Origin of the sequence: Algibacter sp. Ld11 (genome assembly GCF_045066735.1) — a bacterium.
Lineage (GTDB): Bacteria > Bacteroidota > Bacteroidia > Flavobacteriales > Flavobacteriaceae > Algibacter.
In genome coordinates this window covers 156861-181941 of sequence record NZ_JBISHH010000009.1, presented here as the reverse complement: position 1 = coordinate 181941, position 25081 = coordinate 156861, and the positions used below count along the sequence as shown (strand labels likewise).

At 34.2% G+C, this 25081-nt stretch carries 22 protein-coding genes, 1 tRNA gene and 1 pseudogene; 5 read left to right on the top strand and 19 right to left on the bottom strand.

Annotated elements, in window-relative coordinates:
- Positions 1-65: 65 nt before the first annotated feature.
- From ACJJV4_RS05295 to ACJJV4_RS05285, 3 genes are read left to right on the top strand one after another with little or no spacing between them, the layout of a single operon-like run.
- The gene (locus ACJJV4_RS05295; protein WP_405292425.1) at positions 66-1343 is read left to right on the top strand and encodes a DEAD/DEAH box helicase; all 1278 of its coding nucleotides are present in this window, start codon (positions 66-68) and stop codon (positions 1341-1343) included.
- A 3-nt stretch (positions 1344-1346) separates the two neighbouring features.
- Positions 1347-1571, top strand: a complete 225-nt coding sequence (locus tag ACJJV4_RS05290; RefSeq protein WP_405292424.1) for a DUF6500 family protein — start codon at positions 1347-1349, stop codon at positions 1569-1571.
- Positions 1552-1779, top strand: a complete 228-nt coding sequence (locus ACJJV4_RS05285) for a VF530 family DNA-binding protein (RefSeq protein WP_405292423.1) — start codon at positions 1552-1554, stop codon at positions 1777-1779. The genes ACJJV4_RS05290 and ACJJV4_RS05285 overlap by 20 nt, the downstream gene beginning before the upstream one ends.
- A 22-nt stretch (positions 1780-1801) precedes the next feature.
- Here the strand turns inward: ACJJV4_RS05285 and ACJJV4_RS05280 are convergent, their stop codons facing one another.
- The 9 genes from ACJJV4_RS05280 to ACJJV4_RS05240 are packed head-to-tail and all read right to left on the bottom strand — an operon-like array spanning position 1802 to position 11528.
- The gene (locus tag ACJJV4_RS05280; RefSeq protein ID WP_405292422.1) at positions 1802-2551 is read right to left on the bottom strand and encodes a DUF5995 family protein; all 750 of its coding nucleotides are present in this window, start codon (positions 2549-2551) and stop codon (positions 1802-1804) included.
- Between the two features lie 25 nt (positions 2552-2576).
- Positions 2577-4703: a methylmalonyl-CoA mutase gene (gene scpA / locus ACJJV4_RS05275; RefSeq protein WP_405292421.1), complete on the bottom strand. Its 2127-nt coding sequence runs from the start codon at positions 4701-4703 to the stop codon at positions 2577-2579.
- 9 nt (positions 4704-4712) lie between these two features.
- Positions 4713-5357, bottom strand: coding sequence for a hypothetical protein (locus tag ACJJV4_RS05270; RefSeq protein WP_405292420.1), 645 nt, complete (start codon positions 5355-5357; stop codon positions 4713-4715).
- A complete protein-coding gene (locus tag ACJJV4_RS05265; protein ID WP_405292419.1) occupies positions 5341-6726 on the bottom strand; it encodes a methylmalonyl-CoA mutase subunit beta in 1386 nt (461 codons plus the stop codon). Before ACJJV4_RS05265 ends, ACJJV4_RS05270 begins: the two co-directional genes overlap by 17 nt.
- Positions 6719-7051 carry a septum formation initiator family protein gene (locus tag ACJJV4_RS05260; RefSeq protein ID WP_405292418.1) on the bottom strand — a complete coding sequence of 111 codons (333 nt, stop codon included), beginning with the start codon at positions 7049-7051 and terminating at the stop codon, positions 6719-6721. Before ACJJV4_RS05260 ends, ACJJV4_RS05265 begins: the two co-directional genes overlap by 8 nt.
- Positions 7052-7657, bottom strand: a complete 606-nt coding sequence (udk, locus tag ACJJV4_RS05255) for a uridine kinase (RefSeq protein WP_405292417.1) — start codon at positions 7655-7657, stop codon at positions 7052-7054.
- A 50-nt stretch (positions 7658-7707) separates the two neighbouring features.
- A complete protein-coding gene (locus tag ACJJV4_RS05250) occupies positions 7708-8124 on the bottom strand; it encodes a c-type cytochrome (protein ID WP_405292416.1) in 417 nt (138 codons plus the stop codon).
- Between the two features lie 10 nt (positions 8125-8134).
- Positions 8135-9259 (bottom strand): PQQ-dependent sugar dehydrogenase, encoded by a 1125-nt coding sequence (locus tag ACJJV4_RS05245; RefSeq protein ID WP_405292415.1) that lies wholly within the window; start codon positions 9257-9259, stop codon positions 8135-8137.
- 25 nt (positions 9260-9284) lie between these two features.
- Positions 9285-11528 (bottom strand): TonB-dependent receptor domain-containing protein, encoded by a 2244-nt coding sequence (locus ACJJV4_RS05240; RefSeq protein ID WP_405292414.1) that lies wholly within the window; start codon positions 11526-11528, stop codon positions 9285-9287.
- Positions 11529-11746: 218 nt separating this feature from the next.
- On the opposite strand from ACJJV4_RS05240, the gene ACJJV4_RS05235 reads away from it, so the two are divergent.
- Both ACJJV4_RS05235 and ACJJV4_RS05230 read left to right on the top strand, forming a co-directional pair.
- Positions 11747-11821 (top strand) — tRNA-Pro (locus tag ACJJV4_RS05235).
- Positions 11822-12034: 213 nt separating this feature from the next.
- Positions 12035-13834, top strand: a complete 1800-nt coding sequence (locus ACJJV4_RS05230) for a lectin-like domain-containing protein (protein WP_405292413.1) — start codon at positions 12035-12037, stop codon at positions 13832-13834.
- Between the two features lie 160 nt (positions 13835-13994).
- Here the strand turns inward: ACJJV4_RS05230 and ACJJV4_RS05225 are convergent, their stop codons facing one another.
- The 10 genes and pseudogenes from ACJJV4_RS05225 to ACJJV4_RS05180 all read right to left on the bottom strand — a co-directional run bounded on the left by ACJJV4_RS05225 (position 13995) and on the right by ACJJV4_RS05180 (position 24917).
- Positions 13995-16364 carry a GumC family protein gene (locus ACJJV4_RS05225; RefSeq protein WP_405292412.1) on the bottom strand — a complete coding sequence of 790 codons (2370 nt, stop codon included), beginning with the start codon at positions 16362-16364 and terminating at the stop codon, positions 13995-13997.
- Between the two features lie 7 nt (positions 16365-16371).
- Positions 16372-17139: a polysaccharide biosynthesis/export family protein gene (locus ACJJV4_RS05220; protein ID WP_405292411.1), complete on the bottom strand. Its 768-nt coding sequence runs from the start codon at positions 17137-17139 to the stop codon at positions 16372-16374.
- Positions 17140-17153: 14 nt separating this feature from the next.
- Complete coding sequence (locus ACJJV4_RS05215) at positions 17154-18242, bottom strand: MraY family glycosyltransferase (RefSeq protein ID WP_405292410.1); 1089 nt, start codon at positions 18240-18242, stop codon at positions 17154-17156.
- A 36-nt stretch (positions 18243-18278) separates the two neighbouring features.
- On the bottom strand, positions 18279-19040 hold the full coding sequence (locus tag ACJJV4_RS05210) for a glycosyltransferase family 2 protein (RefSeq protein WP_405292409.1): 762 nt from the start codon (positions 19038-19040) through the stop codon (positions 18279-18281).
- Between the two features lie 69 nt (positions 19041-19109).
- On the bottom strand, positions 19110-19940 hold the full coding sequence (locus tag ACJJV4_RS05205; protein WP_405292408.1) for a glycosyltransferase family 2 protein: 831 nt from the start codon (positions 19938-19940) through the stop codon (positions 19110-19112).
- 7 nt (positions 19941-19947) lie between these two features.
- Positions 19948-20115, bottom strand: a pseudogene (locus ACJJV4_RS05200) (DapH/DapD/GlmU-related protein); the annotation flags it as partial.
- 390 nt (positions 20116-20505) lie between these two features.
- On the bottom strand, positions 20506-21618 hold the full coding sequence (locus ACJJV4_RS05195) for a glycosyltransferase family 4 protein (protein WP_405292407.1): 1113 nt from the start codon (positions 21616-21618) through the stop codon (positions 20506-20508).
- A 9-nt stretch (positions 21619-21627) separates the two neighbouring features.
- The gene (locus tag ACJJV4_RS05190; protein ID WP_405292406.1) at positions 21628-22773 is read right to left on the bottom strand and encodes a glycosyltransferase; all 1146 of its coding nucleotides are present in this window, start codon (positions 22771-22773) and stop codon (positions 21628-21630) included.
- Positions 22763-23749, bottom strand: coding sequence for a glycosyltransferase (locus tag ACJJV4_RS05185; protein ID WP_405292405.1), 987 nt, complete (start codon positions 23747-23749; stop codon positions 22763-22765). The genes ACJJV4_RS05190 and ACJJV4_RS05185 overlap by 11 nt, the downstream gene beginning before the upstream one ends.
- Positions 23739-24917 carry a hypothetical protein gene (locus ACJJV4_RS05180; protein ID WP_405292404.1) on the bottom strand — a complete coding sequence of 393 codons (1179 nt, stop codon included), beginning with the start codon at positions 24915-24917 and terminating at the stop codon, positions 23739-23741. The genes ACJJV4_RS05185 and ACJJV4_RS05180 overlap by 11 nt, the downstream gene beginning before the upstream one ends.
- Between the last annotated feature and the right edge of the window lie 164 nt (positions 24918-25081).

The following is a 25081-nucleotide window of genomic DNA, read 5'->3' as shown; positions in this document are numbered from 1 at the left end:
GTGATGTTTAAAAAATAAATTGTCATCTCAAGGACTCGAAAAAAGAGTTTTACTAAACAATTTATATGTCATTTCAATCTTTAGGCTTATCCGAAGCCTTGCTAAAAGCGATTAGCAAAAAAGGATACACTACCCCAAGTCCAATACAAGAAAAAGCGATTCCTCCAGTTTTGGAAGGTCATGATGTTTTAGCTTCGGCACAAACAGGAACAGGGAAAACTGCAGGTTTTACATTACCACTTTTACATATTTTATCGGAAAACCCGAAAGAAAAGTATAAACCTATACGTGCTTTAATTTTAACGCCAACGCGTGAGTTAGCAGCCCAGGTTTATGCTAATGTTAGAGAATATAGTGAGTTTTTAAATTTACGTAGTGCCGTTATTTTTGGTGGTGTAAACCAGAAGCCACAAGTAGCAACACTTCGTCAAGGTATTGATGTTTTAGTGGCAACGCCAGGGCGTTTATTAGATTTACAAAATCAAGGGTTACTATCACTTAAACGTGTGGAGATTTTTGTATTAGATGAAGCCGACCGTATGTTGGATATGGGTTTTCTACGCGATATTGAGCGTGTTATTAAATCTATGCCAGAAAAACGCCAGAATTTAATGTTCTCCGCAACGTTTTCTAAAGGTATTAAAAAGTTGGCTCATGGTATTTTAAATCATCCGGTTCAGGTTGAAGCGACTCCAGAGAATACTGCAGTAGAGGCGATTACTCAAAAAGTATATCGTGTGGCTAAAGGTTTAAAAACAGGCTTAATTATTAAATTAATTTCTGATGGAAATTGGAAACAAGTTTTAGTTTTTGCACGTACAAAGCACGGCTCTAACAAACTATGTGAAAAACTGGATAAGGCCGGTATTTCGGCAGCAGCTATTCATGGAAATAAAAGTCAAGGTGCTCGAACCAAGGCTTTGGCTGGTTTTAAAAGCGGACGCATTCGTGTGTTAGTCGCAACGGATATTGCAGCACGTGGATTGGATATTCCGTTATTACCACATGTTATCAATTTTGAAATCCCAAATATTCCTGAAGATTACGTGCATAGAATAGGTAGAACGGGTAGAGCAGGAGCCAATGGTGTTGCTTTATCTCTTGTTAGTGCAGATGAAACTTCTTTTTTACGAGATATCGAAAAGCTTATTGGAAATAAACTTCCGGTTGAAGTTTTGGAAGGTTTTGAGCCAGATCCAAACGCTTCTACGGCACCTATAAAGCAAGGACAAGGACGTAATAGAAACTCTAGACCATCTAATAAATCCGGGAATTCTAGTAGAAGCAACAATAAAAGTAGTAATTCTAGACGTCCGAAACGTAATACAGATAGACGTAAATAAAAGATGAAGCAAGTTTTAAAAGATAAAATTATTGAAGTTTGCGATAAAAAAATAGCAGCAAAAGGAGACACCGTTGGTGTTTCCTTTTATGCATTTTTTAAAAATAAAAATGATAATCCGGAATTGTTAATGGAAGCCGCTACTTGGTGGATTGAAACCCATAGACTGGATCATTTTGAAAAAGCAGTTAAAATAAAAGCATTGGTCAATGGAATCTCAACCAAATAATCCCTTACACGGCGTTAAATTAGAACAAATTATAAACGATTTGGTCGCGCATTATGGTTGGGAGTATATGGGGTATAATATTAAAATTAAATGTTTTACCGATAATCCATCGGTGAAATCTAGTTTAAAATTTTTGCGTAGAATGCCATGGGCTCGTACAAAGGTTGAAAACATGTATTTAAATATGCTGAAGAATAAGGAACGCTAGTGGTTCTTTTTTTTTGCTTTATTTATTGCAGTGTTCTAATCTTATCCGAAATGTTTCCGCGTTCACCAATTCGGGCTACCAGAAGTATCATTTTCACTGTAAATTTATGATTTGTAATGCTTTTTGAGAATTCGGTTATATCGAAATCTCTTTGCAGTATAGCTTGATCTTTAGAGGATATATTGGGTTGATTAACCAGAGCATTAGCAAAAGTCCAAGCACCGTCTCGTGCCACAGTCATGCTGAAGTTTATTAAAAAATCATCGACCTTATTCGTTAATTTTAGTATTTTTAATAGAGTAGGCCAGATTTCAGATAAATCTTCTAAAACCTCCGCAACGAGTGCGCCTAAAATGGCGTTAATTTTATTAAAATCAGCCTGTAAATCACTAATTGTAGTTGGGTTTGATATTTCCGCAGCAGCAATACCAAGATCTAAATTAATATGTGCATTCATTCCTAAAAGTAAATGTTGTAATACTATTGGACGCCATTGCGTAGCTGTTTCAAAGGCCGATAACCACGATTCAGAAATAGGTTTACCTGCTTTGTAATTGGAGTAAGCGATTAGATAGCGATTTGCGAAAATGACGTCTAATTTCTCCATACGAGCATCATCATCGAAATAATTTGTGCCTAGTTTATTTTTTACGGTAATGGTTACTTTTTGATATAGTGCTGCAAAATAGCCCAGTGTACTTTCGTCTTTAATCGAATCTTGAATAATGTATTCTAAATGTTCAATAACCTCATCAATAGTATTTGCGATCATGTTATTGGCATTTTTTTGTTAAGTTTTAATCTATTAAAATCTCTAAAATTTTTATAGCTGTTTCACTAATTTTTGTTCCAGGACCAAAAACGGCAATGGCGCCAGCATCAAACAAAAATTGATAGTCTTGCTTTGGTATTACACCGCCAACAATAACCATAATATCATCGCGATCATAACTTTTAAGTGCTTCAATAACTTGTGGAACTAATGTTTTGTGTCCGGCTGCTAAAGATGAAACGCCTAAAATATGAACATCATTTTCAACAGCTTGTTTAGCAACTTCTGCAGGTGTTTGAAACAACGGACCAATATCAACATCGAACCCAATGTCGGCATAACTAGTCGCTATTACTTTGGCTCCACGATCATGTCCATCTTGCCCCATTTTGGCAATCATAATTCTTGGGCGTCGTCCATCTTGCTCAGCAAAAATATCTGCTAGTTCTTGAGCTTTTTTAAAGGATTTATCGTCTTTTATTGCTTTACTATACACGCCAGAAAAGGATTTGGTTTGCGCTTTATATCGTCCGAATTCAACTTCTAAAGCATCACTAATTTCACCTAAAGTGGCCCGTTCTCGGGCGGCTTCAATAGCTAAAGCTAATAAATTATTTTGTCCTATGCGCGCGGCTTCAGATAAATTTTCTAAAGCTGTTTTTACTTTTTCAGAATTTCTACTCGATTTTATACTGTTTAAACGCTCGATTTGGGAATTTCTAACCGATTCATTATCGACTTCTAGCGTAGAAATCGGAGCTTCTTCTTTTAAAACATATTTGTTTACTCCAACTATGATATCTTGGTTAGAGTCTATTTTAGCTTGCTTTCTAGCTGCAGCTTCTTCTATTCTAAGTTTGGGTATGCCAGCTTCAATAGCTTTAGTCATACCTCCAAGCGCTTCAACTTCTTCAATTAAAGTCCATGCTTTCTCTGTAATATCTGCCGTTAGCTTTTCAATAAAATAACTTCCGGCCCAAGGATCTACGGTTTTTGTAATTTGCGTTTCAGCTTGTAAATAGAGTTGTGTATTTCTTGCTATTCTTGCCGAAAAATCGGTTGGTAGGGCAATAGCCTCGTCTAAGGCATTAGTGTGTAAACTCTGCGTGCCTCCAAATACTGCTGCAGTCGCTTCAATAGTTGTTCTAGCTACATTATTAAAAGGGTCTTGCTCCGTTAAACTCCATCCCGATGTTTGACAATGTGTCCGTAAGGATAGTGATTTTGCATTTTTGGGATTAAATTGTTTAACAAGTTTAGCCCATAACATTCGGGCGGCTCGCATTTTAGCAATTTCCATAAAATGATTCATGCCAATACCCCAAAAGAAGGATAATCTTGGCGCAAACGTATCAATATCTAATCCGGCTTCTAGGCCTTTTCTAATATATTCTAACCCATCGGCTAAGGTATATGCGAGTTCAATATCGCAAGTGGCTCCTGCTTCTTGCATGTGATAGCCAGAAATACTTATGCTATTGAATTTTGGCATGTTTTTACTCGAATATTCAAAAATATCCGAAATAATACGCATCGATGGTTTTGGTGGATAGATGTAGGTGTTACGCACCATAAATTCCTTTAATATATCATTCTGGATAGTGCCAGCGAGTTGTTTTGCAGCTATACCTTGCTCTTCGGCTGCCACAATGTAAAAAGCCATAATGGGTAAAACCGCACCATTCATGGTCATAGAAACCGAAATTTTATCAAGTGGAATTTGGTCAAAGAGTATTTTCATGTCTTCTACCGAGTCTATGGCTACGCCAGCTTTCCCAACATCTCCAACAACACGTTCGTGATCGGAATCGTAACCGCGATGTGTTGCTAAATCGAAAGCAACTGAAAGTCCTTTTTGTCCAGCTTTTAAATTTCGTTTGTAAAAAGCATTGCTGTCTTCGGCTGTAGAAAAACCTGCGTATTGCCTAATGGTCCAAGGTCTTTTTGCATACATAGTACTGTATGGGCCACGCAAATACGGTGGAATTCCTGCAGCAAAATTGAGATGTTCTAAACTTTCAAGATCTACTTTTGCATAGGTGGATTTAAACGGAATGCCTTCAGAGGTGATAAACGGTTCTTGCTTATCGACCTCTAAGTTTGGACTTTCAGTTTTTACCTTTAAAGTAATATGTTGAATGTTTTTTCTCAATCTTTTATGTTATTTAGAAGGTGTTGGTCTTTTATTAAAATCTACTTTTTGCTCAACAACAGGCTTTTCTTTTACATTCGATAAATCGACATCAAAAAGTTTAGCGTAATATAAATCTAAAGCAACGTAAGTCGCTAAGTATTTATCACTTGTTGCTACGCGGTAATTTCTAGCTATTGGTGTTCCAAACAATGCAGGTGTCATACTATTAGTTTGTACCAAAGCATCGTAGGTTGTTTTTAATTTTTTATCTTTTAGGTTACTCGAAATACAAGCGAGTAGGTCGCCTTTGTAATTTAAATGACTGTTGGTATTATTAGCATCCCACAAATCATTTTCATTTTTTAAAGCTTGAAAAACTTTTACGGTATGTGGAGAAACAATATCCTCGTATTTTACACGGTTAATGGTTGCAGCTCTAAGAAATTGTCCATAGGCATTGGCAATATTTTCTCGTCCGTTTTGTTTGTAAAAAGCGGTAATATCAGCTTCAAAGCTAAATAAAGCTTCATTTATTAAAGCGTTGTTTTGCTGGTCGCACATAATAACGCTTCCTTTTTCAGCAAACTTATAATCATTAAACTTGTTTTCTTTTTTGCAACTTGAAAAAGTTAATACTACTAAAAATAAAATAAGGTTAAATGTCGATTTCATTTTGTTTTTCATTTTTTAATCGGGTTTGTTCTACTTGTTCTGCTAATCGTTTTTCTATTATGGGCACAATTAGTGTTTTTCTTTTATTGGTTTTTACAAAAGGATACAACTCTAATTGTTCGGCCATTTTATCGTTTGGGTTACTGTGTTTATTTGTGCCTAATAAAATACGCTCGCCCTTGTTAAATTGATCTTGTTCTTTAACGGCGTTTTCTTTTATTTTACGCTGAATGGTTCCTGATTTTAACTGATTTAAAAATCCGCCATTACGTTCAATATCTTTAAATAATTCTAGCGCTTTTTCTGCTAATTGCTCCGTTAGCGATTCAATGTAATACGCGCCATCGGTTGCATTATTCACTTTATCAAAATAGCTTTCATGCTTTAAAATTAGTAATTGGTTTCTAGCAATACGCTCGCCAAACTCATTATCTTTATGGTAAATGGCATCGTAAGGTAAATTACAAACATGGTTCGCTCCGCCCAAAATCGCACTCATACATTCTGTGGTGGTGCGTAACATATTGGTGTTGTAATCGTATAGTGTTTTATTCCGTTTTGTTGGTATTGCTGTAATATAGCAATCAGTATTAATGTTGTATTCTGAAGCTAAAGTATTCCATAATAGTCTAAGCGCTCTAAGTTTTGCGATTTCAAAAAAGTAATTAGAACCTACCGAAACCGTAAACATCGTTTTAATTGCGTTTGAAGATTCTGGACTTATTTTTAAATGATTCAGATATTCATTAGCGTGGGCTAGGGCATAGGCCAGTTGCTGTACCATGTTTGCTCCTGCGTTTTGGTATAGGCTGGTATTTATGCTGATTGATTTTGAGGGTTGAAAACAGGTTTCAAATTTTGTAAAATCATCACTTAAATTCGTGTGCCAATTACCGGTTTTAGCAAGATTACCAATAATATCTATGGCCATACTGATGTTTGTTTGTCCTGGAAGAGCGACCACTGAATTAATAAACGCTACAGATAAAAAATGCAATTCTAAATGAATAGAAATACATTCCGTATCAATATTTTTCATTAAATGTTCTATGGAAATATTTTCTTCGGAAGGAATAATGAAATGAATATGCTCTGCTCCGCGTTTAATGGCATCTACAGCTTTTAGATTCGATTTTTCCGTATGGGCAACAAAAATGGTTTGCCCAATTTTCCAAGTAGAACTATTGGAGGTTGACGGTGTATGGTTTTTTAAATCGTCTGCGTTGTAAAATGGTTTTATGGCAATATCTTCGTTTGAGTTCCAGATAAGGGTATCGTTAAAATCAGCTCCATTTAAATCGAACTGGATTTTTTGTTTCCACTGTTTAGTAGAAACCGAATCGAAACCATCAAACAAACCTTTAGTCATCTTTTTTCACTTTTAAACTGTCTTCATATTCAATAATATAAATATCTTCATTTTCTCGTTTCATGAAGTATTCCTCACGAGCAAACTTCTCTAAGCCTTCTTCTGAGCTTAATTTTTTAATGGCTTTATTATCGTTTTCAATTTCACGTTTATAATATTCCTTTTCGTTTTCTAAAGCTTCAATATCTGTATTTAATTCATGATGAATAAGCCAAGAATTTGCGTCGAAAAAAATCATCCAAATTAGGAAACCTGCAAATATCAATATAAACCAATTTTTAAAAGGTTTTAAATATTTGCTTGTATTTTTATTGAATTTCGCCATTTAGAGTCTGTCGTTAATAATAGTGCGCACAATATCTACCGCAACCGTATTGTATTTGTTGTTTGGTATAATAATATCGGCATATTCTTTCATAGGCTCAATAAATTGGTCGTGCATGGGTTTTAGCGTGGTTTGGTAACGGGTTAAAACCTCGTTTATATCGCGACCACGTTCGGTAATATCGCGTTTTAAACGTCTAATTAAGCGCTCGTCTGTATCGGCATGTACAAATATTTTAATATCAAACATATCACGAAGTTCAGGATTTGTAAGTATTAATATACCTTCAACAATCATTACTTTTCTCGGATGTGTTAAAATAGTATCGCCCGTTCTGTTGTGTTTTACAAAAGAGTACACGGGTTGATGTATGTTTTTTCCTTTTTTTAAGGCTTTTAAATGTGTTGCTAATAAATCGAAATCTATAGATCTTGGATGATCAAAATTTATATTACCACGCTCATTGTAAGACAAGTGTGAGTTGTCGTTATAATAAGAATCTTGCGAGATTACACCCACTTCACCCTCTGGCAATTCATGAAGAATTTGATTAACAACCGTTGTTTTTCCGCAGCCTGTACCGCCTGCAATCCCTATAATTAGCATGTTTTTTTGTTTTGTGCAAAGTTAATTAATTGTAAAGGTTTAAGGAATCTTTATTTTTTAATTTTTGCAACCTCGTCTTCTGTAATTATTTTATCATTTTTGTTACCCCAAGCGTTGGTTATGTAATTCATAACATCCGCTATTTCATCGTCACTTAAACCCAAAGGCATCATGGTGCCATTGTACACTTTACCATTTACAACCATACGCCCAGTTTGCCCAAATTTTATTGCTTTTATACTCGCAACTCTTTCTTTTTGTAAAAAGTCCGATTTTGCCAATGGCGGATATACACGCTCTACACCTTTACCACTTGGTAAGTGACAAGACACGCAGAAATCGCTATAAATTCCGCGACCACGAACAATACTTTCTTTTAATGGATCGGTTTGCGAATAGCTCGATTCATTTGGGATTACGCTGTATAGTGAACAGCAAATTAAAATGCAACATGCAACTAATTTCATAATTCAATTTTTATTTATTCGGAATAATTTTAACGATACCAGTATTTTCTATAGCTACGTAAATAAAGCCATCTGGAGCCTGAACCACATTACGTACTCGGCCCATACCTTTAAATAATTCTTCACGTTTCACGACCTTGTTATTTTCTAGTACTAACCGTTCTAGGTATTGAAATTTTAAGGAGCCTACAAGTATATTGTTTTTCCAGTCTGGGTATTTATCTGAGGTTACAAAAGCCATACCACTTGGTGCGATAGAAGGTACCCAATAAAATAGAGGTTGCTCCATGCCTTCTTTTTCTGTGATTTCGGTAAATGCGGTACCACTATAGTTTACACCATAAGAGATTACTGGCCAACCGTAATTTTTACCTTTTACAATAATATTAATTTCGTCGCCACCTTTTGGGCCATGCTCATTTACCCAAATAGCTCCCGTTTCGGGATGTATTGCCATACCTTGTGGGTTACGATGGCCGTAGCTATAAATAGCAGTTTTGGCATCGGGTGTATTTACAAACGGATTATCTGTTGGAATGCTTCCATCATCATGTAGACGATAAATTTTACCACAGTCTCTTGTAAGATCTTGTGGGTTTTCGTCACGATTACCACGTTCACCAATAGAGAAATAAAGGTAACCATCGTTATCAAATTCAATTCTAGAGCCAAAATGCTGTCCTTTTTTTGTGTTTGGTCCGGCTTTGTATAATAGTTGTTTTTCCACAAAAGCATTATCTTTCAATTTGCCACGCATCAGGGCAGTATTACCACCATCGCCTTCACCTTCCGCGGAAGCGTATGTTATATAAATCCAACCATTGTTAGTATAATCAGGATGGATTTTAATATCTAATAAACCACCTTGACCACGAAGATAAACCTTTGGCATGCCTTCAATAGCTGTTTTTGTACCGTTTTTAAAATGAATAAGTTCACCAGTTTTTTCTGTAATAAGCATGCTTCCGTCAGGCAAAAAATCCATGCCCCAAGGAATGTTTAACTCAGGCACAACAACTTCCGTTGTGTAATTTAAAACCGTAGGCGGTTGGGCCTTTACTTTAGATTCGCTTTGTTGCGCGCAAGCACTTAATGAAAGCGCCAAAATTATAAATAGGATATGAAAATGTTTCATTTTTCTGTTTTTGTTATAAATTTAGTTAAAACATATAACTTAATTTTAATCCAGCGTAATAATTTAATGGTTGCCCCGGATAAAAGTATCTCGGTGCGGCACCACCAAAACCTGTGGCATTAATAAGTATCTGTGAGGCGTATTGGGTATTAAAAATATTATCTAGACCAAAATATAAATTGAATTTAAGATGCGCATTAAACTCATGTTTAAACCCCATTTTTACATTTGTTAAGCTATAATGATCGGAAAATAGGGTATTGGCATCAGTCATGGGTATGCGTCCCACGTATTGGTAATTTACAGTGGAGTATAGGCCTAAAGCGGTATCAAAATCTATACCCGTGTTCAATATATTAGACGGGACACCGGTTAGTTTATTACCCGAAAAATCACTTCCGTCATCCACAAAATCTTTAAATTTAAAATCATTTAGGGTATAGGTCGCGTATTGATGCAGTGCCATTTTATCTTGTTTTATCCACTGGTATTTTATCACGGTTTCTAAACCATTATGCAACGTTCTCCCTGCATTAACCCCAATAAATTGATCGTTTCCTGTTCTTCTAGCCACTAAAAGGTTACGCACATCTAAGCTATATAGTGCAAGGTTCAGTTGTAAGCGATTATTAAAAAATGCACTTCGTGTTCCTACTTCAAAATTCCAACCTGTTTCAGGTTTTATATCGGTGTTTATTAAACCATCGGGTAATAAGGTTTCTTGAGTAGACGGCGGAGAGAATCCATGACTTATATTGGAATATAGACTTATATGATCTGTGAATTGATGCGATATACCAAACTTTGGAGATAACATGGGTTTAAAACTGTAGTCGCCTGATTGATCGGGATTTTCATCTGAAATAAAACGGTCTGCTATAGTGTAAGCTGTTTTGTTGATATTTAAACCAAAAGACAGTAGGGTACTTGCTGAAGCTTGAAAATTAGTCTCAAAAAAGAGGTTGTAATAGGTTCTGTTTTCTTTAAAATCGGAAAATTTATCGCCTTCCACACTTCCTGCTCCTTCGGGAGCATCTTGATACAAGTTTTCGTAGTTTTTTGAGATGTATCGGTCTTTAAAGAATTCACCACCCAAAGTGTAATTAAATTTTTTCCATTGGCCCAAAACACGACTTCTTACTCCAAAAGCCAATGTGTTTTCAGTTAGAATATCAAAAGGTCTCGGTTCGTAAGCTTTTCTAAAGGATGTAAAAATACTAGTGGTTTGTTTTAAGTTGTCATGATATTGATGGTTCCACGCGGCTCCAAATATTCCACGTTGCGTATCTTCATAACCTTGCGCTTGTGCCCAAGTAAATGCTGCAGATGTGGGATTATTGTTGTATGCATCTTCATTTAAAGAACTCGGTATAAAAGCATTCAAATCAACATAACTAGCTAAAATGTTGAGGTCGTCTTTTTTACTTAAAAAATGATTGGTGTTAATGGTAAAAGTTTGTCTTTGGTAAGCATTATTATCTCGGTATCCATCACTTTCCGTATCACTGTAAACAAGGTTGTAGCTGTTTTTTTTAGTTCCATGCTTTAAGTGTATAGCACTTTTTACTAAACCAAAAGATCCTATCGTGATGTCACTTTCTGCTGAAGTTTTATTGAGGTAAGCCTGTTCTGGAACTAGGTGTATAGTGCCACCCAAACCTGCACCGTAAATGCTAGAACCTGCACCTTTTACTATTTCAAAACGAGATAAAGCACTTAGTTCGAAGTCTTCAATAGTAGTTTCTCCATTGCCCGAGGTTAGCGGAATATCTTGAAAATAAGCCCGTATTTTAGAAGTTCCATATAAATTACGAGAACCAATACCACGTATTGAAATTTTGTTGGTGTTTAAAGCGCCAGATTGCATAAAAACTCCCGGTACGCGATTCAATGCTTGTATGGGCGAGGTGGAATTGCTTCGCTCTAAATCTTTAGGTGAAATAACGGCAATGGTTGTATTTGCTTTTTTCAGTTCTAAAGGCAATTGGTGAGCATTAACAACAACGGCGTTTAATACATCTGGGTTTAGCTCCAGTTGAATTATGAGATTTTCAGATTTTACACCTTCTGTTTTTGTTTGATAACCCGGTTTTATAAATTGATATACTCCCGAATTTGGTACTTTAAAATAACCCAAATCATCAGAAATTGAAACAATAGTACCATCCTGGTTTTTAATAGTTACATTTTGAAGGGCTGACCCATTATCTTTCTCAAGAACGCGCCCTGTAATTATTTGCTGTGCATTTGCAAGCGTAGTGCTGAACAATAAAACAAGTATTAAGCTTATTTTGAGGGTAATAAAGTTCTTGTCCTTGGGGTTAATAAACTTTAGAGACAATATAGATTGAAGCCGTTTGAGCATGTAAAAAAGATGGCGTTTTAGTGCTTTAGAAGTTAAAAGTAATTTTTTTTAAAATTACTAAAAAAAATAGTGTCTATGTTATAGAAAAATGTATATTTGCATCCGATTAGAGATAACCAATTCGGGGTGTAGCGTAGCCCGGTTATCGCGCCGCGTTTGGGACGCGGAGGTCGCAGGTTCGAATCCTGCCACCCCGACAAAAAGTAAGCCTTATAAATGATATCATTTATAAGGCTTTTTTAGTTGTGATATTTTAATTTTTTCGTAGGTATTTTTAAGGATTTACTATTAATTAAAATACATAAGCAGCCAATATTAAATTAATGATATTAATGCCCTGTTTTGTAGGAAAAAATAAGTAGTTCCTATGTAAAACTTGTATCTTTCGGGCAGTAATTAAACCAAGTAGAATGGCTTTTTTAAACAGCTCCATAAAAAAAGTATTCTTTATAACCCTTCTTGTTTTTTGTTGCCAACTCGCTAAAGCGCAGTTGAAAGCGACTACAGTTGGTAGTGCTTCAGATTTAGGTGATAATTGTTTTGAAATTACGCCAGATTTAAGGGGGCAAGCCGGAGGCGTTTGGTTTGATCATCCCATTGATTTTTCAAGTGATTTTATTATTTCATATCAAAATTATTTTGGGAAGAATAATGGTGGAGCCGATGGTATGGCACTTGTTTTTAAAACTACAACAGATTTTGAAATTAGACCCAATGGAGGAGATTTAGGATACGAAGGTATTCCGAATTCTTTAATTGTAGAGTTCGATACTTATCAAAATATTAATAAAGGAGATCCTGGGTCTGATCATATAGCGCTTGTTACAAATGGGGTTTCAGATCATAGCTTAGTATCAAATTTGGTGGGACCTATTAGTACTGATAATATTGAAGATGATACTTGGCATAATGTTAAGATTGAATGGGTTGCTAGTTCTCAAATCTTTTATGTCTATTTCGATTGTGAATTGATATTATCAAAAACACAAGATTTTAAAACTACCATTTTTAATAATGAGAATGCTGTATATTTTGGTTTTGTTGGAGCCACCGGAGGAGCTTCTAATTTACATGAAGTTTGCCTCAATCGGGTGTCATTTATAGATAATTTAATAGCGAGTAATGAAGTAATTTGTTCGGGTGAAACTATAGAAAAAGATGTTAGTATTTCGAGTGGCGTTACCTATTCTTGGTCACCAAATCAAGGAGTTAGTGATCCTGCTAGCGCTAAGCCAATATTATCACCGAAGATTACCACAGAATATAGCGTGACTATTACAGACGAATGTGGTGATGTTTTTGTGGAATTTCTTACAGTAACGGTTCTACCTATTGTTACGCCTACTTTCGATGATATAGAAAATGTGTGTTTAGGTAATCCGTTTTATAATTTGCCTACGAAATCCAATGAAGGAATTATCGGTTTTTGGTCACCAGAGATAAATTTAAGTAAAACAACAACTTATACGTTCATCCCGAATAGCGAGGAATGTGCGGAGTCTATTAGTTTAACCGTAACGATACCTACCTTTGATATCGTAAATAATTTGTGTGAAGGAGATGCAATCACTCCTTTACCAAGCATATCGAATGAAGGGATTGAAGGTGTCTGGTCGCCAAAATTAAATAATAGGTTGTCTACAACGTATACGTTTACACCTAATAGTGATGAATGTGCGCAATCTATAACCAAGTATATAGAGGTTTTCTCGATAACGCCACTGGCATTGTTGACAGTCTTAGAACCTGATAGTTTTAGTGAAAATCAAAGAATTGAAATTGGAGTAACAGGAGGTAGTGGCTTTTATGAATATCAATTAGATGATGGTGATTGGCAAAATGATGCTGTTTTCGAAAGTGTATCTCGCTGCATTCAACATGAAGTTGGCGTTCGTGATGTTTATGGCTGTGCCGCTGAGATTAGAGAATCAGTAGATCTTATTTTTCATCCCAAATTCTTTACACCCAATGGCGATGGTTATCATGAGTTATGGAATATTAAATGCTTAGAAGCACACCCTGAGGCTGTTATCTTTATTTATAATCGCCATGGCGGATTATTACAACAAATCAAGCCTAATCAAAGCGGTTGGGATGGGACGTACAAAGGTTCTAAATTGCCTGCGGGAGGCTATTGGTTTGTAGCTTATTATTTAGATGAAAATAATGTCAACAAACAGAAACGTGGCTATTTTACACTTAAGCGCTAAACCTTAATTCGTTATTATTAAATCAAAGCGCTTAAACTAATAGAAAAAGAACCTTCAAAACTCAATTGTTAAAAATGGATAATAAAAAAAAACTATGAAGTGTGGCTTCATAGGTTTTTCTTATTAAATGTAGTGCTCAAAACAGAGCGTGATAATTGCTTTAACTACGGTTTTTTAATCTATTAAACCAAGATTTCTTTTCTTGTTCGTGTCCATAACCATAGCCGTAACCGTTACCATAGCCGTAACCTTTTTTAATATCGGTTCCGTTAATTACAACCGTCATATTTGGTATTCTTTTCTCGTTGTATAATTTTTTAGGAATTTCTAACAAACGTTTGTCTAAATAATTTGCACGTACCAAATAGATAAATAGATCGGCTTTCGAGGCAATTTGTAAGGTGTCGGTCACCATATTTACTGGTGCGGTATCTACAATAACATAGTCGTAATGTACTTTTCCATAATTGAGTACCTCATCAAATCGGCCGTTAATCAATAACTCCGATGGGTTCGGCGGTACCATTCCTGATTGAATGAGGTCGAATTCGCCATTATTTGCAGTTTCTATAATTTCATTGATAGCAATGCTTTTATCAGCCAAAAACACAGTCAAGCCTTTATCTGCTGTGCTCATATCTAGATACTCAGCCACCTTGGGTTTTCTCACATCTGCCCCAATAAGCAGTACTTTTTTGTTAGACATAGCCAGTACCGTTGCTAAATTAATAGCAACAAAGGTTTTGCCTTCGCCTGGAACTGTAGAAGTAATATAAATCGCTTTAGATTGGTCTTTCAGATTACCAAGCATAAAGTTCATGTTGGTTCTTAACATTCTAAAGGCTTCTGCAACATTACCTCGATCCGCTTTTGATAGTATTTTGTTATCATCTAAAGTCTTTGGTATATTTCCGATAATAGGTGTTTTTAATGCGTCTTCTAAATCTTCTTGGTTGTGTATTTTATTATCTAATAAAAACGATAAAAATATAATACCAAAAGGAACAAGTAAGCCTAAAAGTAAAGCCATGCCATAAACCATTTTTCGTTTTGGACTCACTGCTATATTACTACCATCTGCCGCATCAATAAGTTTAGCATTCGGTACGGTTACGGCAAGAGAAATTGAATTTTCTTCTCGTTTCTTTAATAAAAACAAATAGAGGGTTTCTATAATTTGTTGTTGACGTTGTATATCTCTAAATTCGCGTTCTTTTCGTGGCGCTGAGGTTATTCTGCTATCAATAGAGCGTTCCTGAGATTTGGCCTGGTCTAAAGAAACGGATAAACTACGTTTTAAATTGGCTAAACCTTGAGACATACTGCTTCTTAACTGCGTTAGTTGTGCGTCTAAGTTTAACAAAACCGGATTGTTTTTTCCAGAACTTTGTGCAATTCTATTACGCTCCAAAAGTATGGTGTTGTATTGGGTACTGTTTGAATTTACCTCATTCGAGTTAATGCCTAAATTTTCTGGAATTAAGTTATGTGTACCAGAACTCATGTGTTCCGTAACATAATTTACTAGTTTTAATTGGGTGTTTAGGTCAATAATTTCTTTTTCAACGATCGAGTTTGTTTCTAAGACGATACCTGTTTCTAAAGGAATATCGGTGAGCTGATTGGTTGTTTTAAAGATTTCGGCTGTTTTATCTACTTTTTTGAGGTCTTCCTCAATCAACTCTAATCTTTCATTAATAAATTTATCAGTGTTATTACCTATTAAACTTTTATACTCGATAGCATCCTTATTATATTGACGGATGAGTTCATCTAAAATACGTTGAGCTTTTAATTTTACGGGGCTTTTTAATTTTAGCTCTAAAATGCTCGCTTTCTTATACAATAAACTAACATCAATGCTATTTCTATATTTATTTGTTACAGATTTTAGAGGGTTTATATTTAGTATATAGGTCGTGTTAATTTCTCTAGAAGACATATTGAGAGGAGTAACCATCATGTCTGCATTAGAGATTTGAACTTTGTCACCATATTTAAGCAAAGCCCCAGAGTTATCTTCAGAATTAGCGAGTTCAAATGTTGAATCGGAAATAATTTTTATGGTAAATGTGGTGTCACGTTCAAAAAAAATAGAATCTTTTACAAAAAAAGAAACTTTGAAAGGAAGTTCATCTTTATAAACCTCAGTATCTCTGATACTTCCTTCTTTAAAGTAAGAAATATTAAGGTCTAGCTTTTTAACAACACGAGTCATTAAACTTCTAGACTTTAAAATACCCATTTCATTTTCAATGTTTTTTTTGCTGCCACCACCGATACCTAATTCTTCAAAAGCAGCTAATTCAGAAGGTATCCCACCGTTCGATTCATCATCGATCAAAATAGTCGTGGATACCTCATAAGTATTTGGGGTATATTGTAAATATGCATAAGCAGCTATTAACGATAAAATTGCGCATAAAGCGAACCATTTCCAATAAAAGGCATATTTTTCAATTTCCTGACGAATATTAATACTTTCTTCCTCAACAAGCATATAATCTTGAGATTTATCTTTATTCTGCATGTTCTTTTTATTTTATTATTAAAGCTAAAACAGTTATTAGTAAAGAGGCTGAGGAAATAATCACGCCTGTGTTCGGCCCAACAGCGGAAGAATTTACTTTAGTCTTATTTGGTGAGATGTAAATAATATCATTTTGCTTTAAATTATAGTAAGGCGAATTAAAGAGATCTTTATTTGTTAAATCTAGTGTTGTAAATGTTTTTTCTCCATTTTCTATACGCACCAATAATATGTTATCTCTTTGACCGTAAATGGTAAGATCTCCAGCTAAACTGATGGCTTCCATTACAGAAATACGCTCATTAAGTACTTGGTAAGATCCTGGTTTGGCTACTTCTCCCAATACAGATACCCTAAAGTTGGCGAAACGAATGTTTATGGTGGGTTTGGTTATATATTCTACCAAATCAACTTCTAGTTTTTTAATCAGTTGTTTAGTGGTGAGTCCAGCAATCTTTAATTTACCTAAAACAGGGAAGTTTATATTGCCATCATCATCTACTAAGTAAGGAATAGGTTTGGCTCCTGATACAGCTGTTTGAAGCATAGGTGTTTCATAAAGATTAAATGGTAAAGCGGCTTCGGCATTAATAGCCGATACGTTTATGAATAAAAGATCTCCACTTTGTATTTTGGCTCCAAAGGCTGAAGTTGAATCTTTTAAAACACCGTCTTCTACATTCTGGAAGTACTGAATGTCTTTTGAAGAGGCGCAACTGTTTAAAAGGAACAAGGTTATAATCGCTATAATTAGAACTTGGTTAAATTTTTTCATATTTGAGAGGTTCATTAATTTTTTATTTTTTTTAAAGAGAGCAATTTAAGTTTATGAAATAATGCCAATAATAAAATAAAGATTAATGGCAATATAAACATCATTTGAAAAGAGTTAAAAATTGACGCGAAAAAAATAAGAATAATCGCTAAGGTGTAATTTAATAAGCCTAAAAGTATGGCTATTTTATAATGCTCTAAGCCTAAGTCGGATAATATGTGATGAATGTGGTTTCGGTCTGCCATAAATGGGCTTTGTTTTTTTAATAGCCTTACCCCAATAACACGCATCATATCAAACAACGGGACTGCTAAAATAGCGGCAACAATGAGCAGTTTGTTTTGTGGCGCAAAGGTGAAGCGTTTAAATAGTGCCGTGTCTAGGGTTAAAAACTTTAAAGTTAATATGGCAATGCAAAAACCAATCACCAATGAGCCTGTATCGCCCATAAAGATTTTTTTCTCATGAGAAAAATTATAACGCATAAAAGCCATCAATGTAAATATTAGGCTGGTACATATTAAGAAATAATAATTTAAACCCATAGTTAAAAATATAAGTCCGAACATTGAGAAAATCGATATGCCTAAGGTCGAGGCTAAACCATCGACACCATCAATTAAATTGTATGCGTTAATTATCGTTAAAGCAATAAGAACATGGAATACATCTAAAATTACTGTTGGCACTTCATGAATACCCATAAAACCAGCTAGGGAAGCCGTATGGAAATCAGAATGCAAAAATACAATGCAAATAGCGAAAATTTCAACAATAACGCGCGCTTTAGGTGTCGATACGGCTAAATCATCTTTTAAGCCTACAATAAATATAATAGTGAATGCGGCGGCTAAATTTAATCCAATATACTCTGTGTCTAAAGGTTTAAACAAGAATAAGTTGAGTACCAAAGTTACAAAAAAGGCGAGCCCACCCATAGTGGGTGTTGCTCTCGTATGCGAACTGCGTTCGCCTGGCACTTCGTTTAAATTATGGAAATTGACCATAAAAATAATTTTCGGAATAATATAACTTACCAAGCCAAATGAAAATATGGCGCTTATAACGGCGAGAAATATTAAGCTTGAGAGGGGATCTTGCATGTGTTTATGTTTTGGTTAGCAGGTTTGGAAAATGGATTAGCCTTTTTTATAAAACTGATTCAGTTTAGAGACGTTTTTTTGTATAATAGTCCCCAACGAACCAACATTGTTAGAGGTAATCGCTTTATAATCTTCCTTCGATTTTATAATGATGTTTTTTAAACTCCGGTTACTGGCTCCACCAGCTCTCATTTTTGTAATTACTTCGGGTAAGTAAGCAAAACTTAAAGATTCATCTTTAAAAACGCGTAAAATAAAATCGTAGTCCGCAGCAATTTTATAGGTTAAATTAAAACCTATGTGTTTGTTATAGACCTCACGGGTTAAAAACAAGGTTGGGTGTGCTGGCATCCAACCTTTCTTTAGTAGTTTTTTATTAAAGGCACAGCTTTCCCAATGGCGAATTACTTTACTTGGGTCAATTTTGTTCACATATTGTAAATCACCATACACACCGTCGGTTTTTTCGACTTTAAAGGTGTTTACCAAGTGTTCAATTGTCGTAGTTTGTGCCAACATATCATCGGAATGTACAAAACCAATAACATCGCCTGTAGCGCGATTAACACCTTTGTTTAAGGCATCGTAAATCCCTTTATCTGGTTCCGAAAGTATACTGACTTCGATATTCGGGAATTCGGTTTGTAATTGCTTTACAACATCTAAAGTGCCATCGCTAGAGTTACCATCGATAATCACATATTCAATGGATGTGTAGCTTTGTTCTATTACAGAACGCATGCAACTTGCAATGGTGGCTTCGCTATTATATGTGGCGGTTATTATTGATACTTTCATGATTTTATAAAAAAAATATTGTGATTAGGACTTTAAAATGATCCTTGTATACTAATTATTTTTGGTTGGCTAAGCTTGTTTAAGTGCTTTACGTTGTTGCCTTTTAAATTCTTTAAACTTGATATCAATCATCGTTTCATACATATACCTCAGCTTACAGAATGTATAGCCCGCTTTTCCGTTAAGAAAACCAAGTTTTAAGATGTAAAACGCTGTAAAAACAAAAAGAGGTCTAAATGGTAATTTATAGCTCAGTCTTTTTTGGGTTTTACGTTTAAGTACGGGGTCGTTAGAAAAAAGATCGGATAAAACCAGTTTATCATTAACTTCCTGTAACATTTTTTGAGCTTCCATTTCAGAATACTTGTTGTGTTTGTCAAACCACCAAGTTAAGCCCTTGTTAAAAGGGTAATGTATTAAATGTTCTTGCAATACACCTTCTGCACCGGTTGTATTGTATTCTTCATTTATTTCTCGTTCAACTGTAACACAGCCATTTTTAAACAGTCTCGGAAACCAAGTCGGGTAGCCACTACTTTGTTTAATCCATTTATCCTGAAACATGTCTTTACGCCTAACGCGATACATAGTTATATCATTGTTAGCATGAGTTGCTTCAGTTATTTCATTTTTTAAGGGCTCAGTAATTATTTCATCTGCATCCACCATTAATATCCAATCGTAATCTTTAGAAATACTTTCCAAAGCCGCATTACGTTGTGCGGCGTAATTATCAAATGTTCTTTGAATAATTTTTGCATCATGTTTTTTTGCGATTTCAAGCGTGTTGTCGGTGCTAAAAGAATCAAAAACAATAATTTGGTCAACAAAATTTAAAGCGGATAAACATTGATCTAAAATGTTTTCTTCGTTATATGTTAGTATGATCGCACTAGTCATTTAAAACTCTTTTTTTTATGAATTTAGCAGGGTTACCTCCAACAACATCATAAGGGTTAACGTCTTTTGTTACTACAGAACAGGCTCCAATAATGGCAAAATCACCAATAGAAATACCTGGTAAAATAAATGCTTTAGCACCAATAAATGCGCTCTCGCCAATGACAATGTCACCTATGGTTAAAGGCAAATTTGGTTTTGCGAAATCATGAGAGCCATTACATATATATGCGTATTGCGAAACGGTTGCATGTGCATTTATGTGTACAGGTCCTAAATTATAAACTTCACTAAAAGGCCCTAGGCAAGCTTTGTTTTCCATAGTTAATAACCATGGTACATATACTTTTGCTGATGAGTATATAAACACATTTTTATCTAGTTTTGCTCCAAAAAGCCTTAATAAAAACAGCCTCCAAAAGTTGAGTTTTTTAGGGGAATATCTAAAAAATAGAACCCATACTATATGCCATAACCTAATAAATATGGTTTCTTTAATGCTCCACGACGATGTAAAAGCATCTTTTTGGTGTTCTATTTTGTATCGTAATTTACCCACGGTATGTTAATTTAATAGTTCTTGAAAATCAGATAAATAAAGATTAGAAATTTTTTGTACACTAAAGCCTAAGGCAGTGTCTGCACCGTTTTCGGCAAGATTATCTCTAAATGTTTTATCTTCAATTAATAATTTTAGTTTTTCAACCAAAGCATGTTCTGGGTGTTCTTGCCTATGGTTAAAGATGAGACCATTTCGGTTGTCTACAACAAAATCTTTAAAACACTCCAAGTTAGATACAATGGTTGCTCTACCTGCAGCCATAGCTTCTAGAGGAGCAACACCAAAGGTTTCGCCTTTTTCAGCAATTGATGGGTAACAAAAAATATCTGATTTTTTTAGTTGCTCACTAAGCTTTAAATTGTCTGATACTGGAGGGTGCCATTGAATTTTAAAATTTTCAGCTAAGGCATTTAGCTTTTTTTTATACTTATCACCACCTCCACCTTGCGCCGTTGTATAAGGTCCTAATAAATGAAGTTCTATAGGGGCTTCCTTTTTTATTAAAGATTGTGTTGCTTTTATTAAAATATCTAAGCCTTTTTCAGGATGAATCCGTCCAAAATATAGAATTTTTATGATGCCATCGTCTTTTCTAGGCGGATTAAATTGATAACAACTGGTGTTAACAGGGTTGCTTATGCAAGTTATTTTAGATTTTAAATGCGGTAACTCTTTTTCTAAAAGTGATACTACAGCACTTGAAACGCAATAAAAACGATCTAAGTTTTTGTACAATTTAAAATGACCTTTAGGAGCTCTAGCTACATTGTATACCACTTTTTTACTTTTCCAAAAGAAGAGTTTCATTAAAATTGGAGACCAAAATGTGTTTAACATTAAAATGTCCGATTTGTCAACCTTTAACAAAGTCTTAAAGGAATAAATTAAATCTAAAATTAAATCGAGATAGATGCTTTTAGTTCTCTCGTAACCAGAAACAGGTTTTATGTTTAAAGCCGTGTTGGTTGGATGTAGCTTGCTTTTTTTAGCAATTATAGTTAAGTCATGTTTTTGACTAGCTAATTCTACAGCAATATCATACCATAACTTTTCTACAGCACCATAACCTTCAGGAGGTAATAAGCCAAAAGGACTTGTAATAATAGTGATTTTCATAAATTAGGTCTATAAATGGATAAAGCTTGGTGTTTCGGTATCGTTCAATATCCAATCATAGAGTTCTAGCATTTGTTGTGCTACAGCTTGCATGCTATACTTATGTTCAATTAAGCGTCTACCATTAGCACCCATTTCAATAAGTACGTCTGGTTGCTTAGTCATTAAGTTACTTAGGGATTTAACTAAAGGCTCTACTCCAATGTCAATCCAGTCGCCACAATTATAACTTTCTAAATCTTCCCATGGTGCTCCTTTTGTTGTGATTACAGGTGTGTAGCTCGCTAATGCTTCGGCAACTACAATACCAAAGTTTTCACTAAAAGTAGGAAGTACAAATAAACTAGCATCTCTAAAAACTTTAAGTTTTTCCTTTCCAAACACGGGCGTTTTAATATGTATTTGTTGGTCTAGATTTAGCGTTTTTATGGTTGTTTTTAATTGGTTTATATAGGCGGCATCTCCATTGCCATAAATATCAATAACCCAATTTTGTTTTGTGTTGAGATCAAGTTGTTGCCATGCCGTAATTAAATTTTCTATACCTTTTTTGGGATGTATACGAGATAAAAAAAGCATGCGTCTTGGTTGGTTTGGTTTTACTGGAATAGTATCTGGGAAACTAGCTAAATTAACTCCGTTAGGTATCATAGCTATAGGGTTTTTAAAGCCTAATGCTCTAATACTCTCAACTTCCATAGGTGCAGTAGCATGTAAACAAGTTGCGTTTTTTAAGTCTTTACGTTGAAATAAACTTAAAGCTACTTTCTTTTTAAGTGGTCTTTGGGTTAGTGACCAAGGCTCTAGCATACCTCTGGGTGTTATAATATATGGTATGTTTTTTTGTTGGGCTACTTTTGCCATTTGGTGTACAGGCATTTGCCACAAACCATGACCATGTAACAAATCAATATTCGAGTTTTTTAAACTGTTTTTTAGACTTTTAGAAAGGCCTAGTTGTTCGAATTCATGAAAATTAAGACCACCATTTGCTGTCTTAAAGGAGTTTATTATAGGGTTTTGACTTTTTAATGTGTCTAAGCAAATATTTATACCATTATTTAAGTATAACATTTCTTCAATCAAATGTGTTACGCTTCTTGCTGGGCCTCCTGTTGAAATATCTATGGAAGTAATTACGTGATTAATACTCATTTAATAGTTGTTTGTAAATAGTTAAATATTGATTTGAAATGTTATTAATATCAAAGCGTTTTACATTTTCTAGCCCTTTGTTTATTAATAGATTTCTGTACTGGTTGTGGTTAATTATTTTTGTGAAAGCCGCATTAATGTCTTGAATATCTAATGGGTCTACATAATGTACAGAGTCTTGTGCTATTTCTGGTATTGCAGCCATTTTTGTTGTTATTACAACTCGACCTACTTTTTGTGCTTCAATGATTGGCATTCCAAAACCTTCGTAAAGTGAAATAAAAGATACTATATCACAGTTTTCGTAAAGGGTTTTAATTTTATTGAAAGATACATTTGTGTAGTTTGCATATTCCGTTTCACAAATATTTAATAACTCTATATGTTTTGAGCTTAATGGCCCTACAATAATTAATTTAGAGTCTATATCTTGTAATCCTTTAATGGTGTTTTCTAAGTTTTTATTGTTTTTAGTGCCTAAATGTAAAACAACAGGTTTATTATTTAATAGTGGTTTTAACTGTGTTTTTAAAGCAGGATTAACAGGGTTGTATACCACTTCTATTTTAGAGGATGCCCAAGGTATAATATTTAATACTTGTTGTTTTGTGAAATTTGATATAACCGTTATTTTTTTTACAAAAAGGGCTGGTAACCAAAACCATATTATTTTTTTTGCAAATTTACTTAGCTTACCTCCTTTTATAATGGAGTTAACATCGTGTATGGTTAATATGGTTTTTTTAAATGGAATTATAGAAACATAATGGACATCGCCCGTAATATGAATGATACCGCGTTTTTTTAAAACAAACTTAAGGTTAGAAATAGCACTTTTTATGCTTAGGTTGGAGTATGGAAGTTCGTAAAACTTTATATCTGTTTTATTTATTAATATGCTTCCAATGCTATTGAACAATTCCTCAATACTGAAACCGCCTTTATCTTTATTTCGAAAAATATAATTAATTAACATTTTTTATAACTTTTAGTTTAATTAAAAAGGCTTTTTTAAAAAGGAAAACAATAAAAAGAAGCTGAAGAATTGAGTTTATTCTAAAATAAATATCCGATTCTATTTTAATCATACTTGTTAATAGTATTGTATATGTTACTACACCAACTAGGTTCGTTAGATATAACTTGCGTTCTAAAGCACATATTATTAATGCGTAAATAAGAAAAGACATAAAAAGCGGAATATAGCCTCCTTCCAAATAGCTCCAACCATATGTTGTTGGTGTTATTGAAACATTATCTACGTCTGTATCTCTAACTATTCTATATAATTCAGTCCCAGCTGTACTTGTAGGTTTTCCTGGGAGAATAAATCTAGGAGCAAACCAAGCAAAGGGTAAGTAAATATAGCGATTTAAGTATTTGAACGATTTCCATTCTTCTTCAATCGATGCTCCATATAAAAATGGTAAAAAACCTTGAAACCGACCTGTCAAAGAATGTTCATCCTCTTTTTTGTCAAAAATTTCACTAGAAAAAGTTTGGTTCACTGCGGCATAAAATGCTGCAGGTTTACTATTATATATACTTAGAGCTGTTCTGTAATTATTATTTAAAGGATATAAAAAAACTAAAAGCACAATGGGTATTAATATTTGCTTTAATTTAGGTTTGTTTCCTGCCAAGAAATAGGGGACTAATACAAGTATGATAGGTACAATAACATTCTCTTTCATTCCTGATAAAAAGCCAAGAAAAAGACTAATTGAGAGGCATATATATGTAAGAAAATTTATGTTTTTTTTCGGATAAACTTTAAAAAATTTAAAATAAGCTATGCTGACTAAAAAGATGTCAGACAAAATGTTTATTATTTGTACTAAAAAGCTAGCATTGAGGTTAACTCCATCATTACCAAAACCAGTTAAATTACCTAATACCAATGTTAAGTTTATCAATATTACCAACAAAGAGGTTATAAAGAAAATGGAGTAATTTTTTAGTTTGTAAAATGATTGTTTCTTTTTCTTAACCTTATAAGGGTAATATTTAATTATCAATTCAGCAGAAGAAATGGATAGTAAGCCTGTTAAAACTATTAAGATGCAGTCTAAAGCATAAATATTTAAGATAGGAATTGTTTCAAAAACAATGGTAGTTTCTGTTGAATCTAAGATTAAAAGCATGCTCAAAAAAGGTAACACTATGGATAACAACGTGGCTAAACGAAACCAATCTACTAATTTAGGATAACTAATTTTTTGTATTTTGTTTATAAATTCAATGGCTGTTAGTCTTATAATTGGAAAACATAAAATAAGAGCTAATTTTAGATAAGTTTTGTCTAAAA

Bases quoted from the DNA above. Each gene is read 5' to 3' on its own strand.
- ACJJV4_RS05230 (WP_405292413.1), top strand. From the start codon at position 12,035: ATGGCTTTTTTAAACAGCTCCATAAAAAAAGTATTCTTTATAACCCTT.
- ACJJV4_RS05220 (WP_405292411.1), bottom strand. From the start codon at position 17,139: ATGAAAAAATTTAACCAAGTTCTAATTATAGCGATTATAACCTTGTTC.
- udk (WP_405292417.1), bottom strand. From the start codon at position 7,657: ATGCTAATTATAGGGATTGCAGGCGGTACAGGCTGCGGAAAAACAACG.
- ACJJV4_RS05265 (WP_405292419.1), bottom strand. From the start codon at position 6,726: ATGACTAAAGGTTTGTTTGATGGTTTCGATTCGGTTTCTACTAAACAG.
- ACJJV4_RS05180 (WP_405292404.1), bottom strand. From the start codon at position 24,917: ATGCTTTTAATCTTAGATTCAACAGAAACTACCATTGTTTTTGAAACA.
- ACJJV4_RS05250 (WP_405292416.1), bottom strand. From the start codon at position 8,124: ATGAAATTAGTTGCATGTTGCATTTTAATTTGCTGTTCACTATACAGC.
- ACJJV4_RS05280 (WP_405292422.1), bottom strand. From the start codon at position 2,551: ATGATCGCAAATACTATTGATGAGGTTATTGAACATTTAGAATACATT.
- ACJJV4_RS05225 (WP_405292412.1), bottom strand. From the start codon at position 16,364: ATGCAGAATAAAGATAAATCTCAAGATTATATGCTTGTTGAGGAAGAA.
- ACJJV4_RS05205 (WP_405292408.1), bottom strand. From the start codon at position 19,940: ATGACTAGTGCGATCATACTAACATATAACGAAGAAAACATTTTAGAT.
- ACJJV4_RS05290 (WP_405292424.1), top strand. From the start codon at position 1,347: ATGAAGCAAGTTTTAAAAGATAAAATTATTGAAGTTTGCGATAAAAAA.
- ACJJV4_RS05215 (WP_405292410.1), bottom strand. From the start codon at position 18,242: ATGCAAGATCCCCTCTCAAGCTTAATATTTCTCGCCGTTATAAGCGCC.
- ACJJV4_RS05295 (WP_405292425.1), top strand. From the start codon at position 66: ATGTCATTTCAATCTTTAGGCTTATCCGAAGCCTTGCTAAAAGCGATT.
- ACJJV4_RS05210 (WP_405292409.1), bottom strand. From the start codon at position 19,040: ATGAAAGTATCAATAATAACCGCCACATATAATAGCGAAGCCACCATT.
- ACJJV4_RS05245 (WP_405292415.1), bottom strand. From the start codon at position 9,259: ATGAAACATTTTCATATCCTATTTATAATTTTGGCGCTTTCATTAAGT.
- ACJJV4_RS05270 (WP_405292420.1), bottom strand. From the start codon at position 5,357: ATGAAATCGACATTTAACCTTATTTTATTTTTAGTAGTATTAACTTTT.
- ACJJV4_RS05195 (WP_405292407.1), bottom strand. From the start codon at position 21,618: ATGAAAATCACTATTATTACAAGTCCTTTTGGCTTATTACCTCCTGAA.
- ACJJV4_RS05185 (WP_405292405.1), bottom strand. From the start codon at position 23,749: ATGTTAATTAATTATATTTTTCGAAATAAAGATAAAGGCGGTTTCAGT.
- ACJJV4_RS05260 (WP_405292418.1), bottom strand. From the start codon at position 7,051: ATGGCGAAATTCAATAAAAATACAAGCAAATATTTAAAACCTTTTAAA.
- ACJJV4_RS05285 (WP_405292423.1), top strand. From the start codon at position 1,552: ATGGAATCTCAACCAAATAATCCCTTACACGGCGTTAAATTAGAACAA.
- ACJJV4_RS05190 (WP_405292406.1), bottom strand. From the start codon at position 22,773: ATGAGTATTAATCACGTAATTACTTCCATAGATATTTCAACAGGAGGC.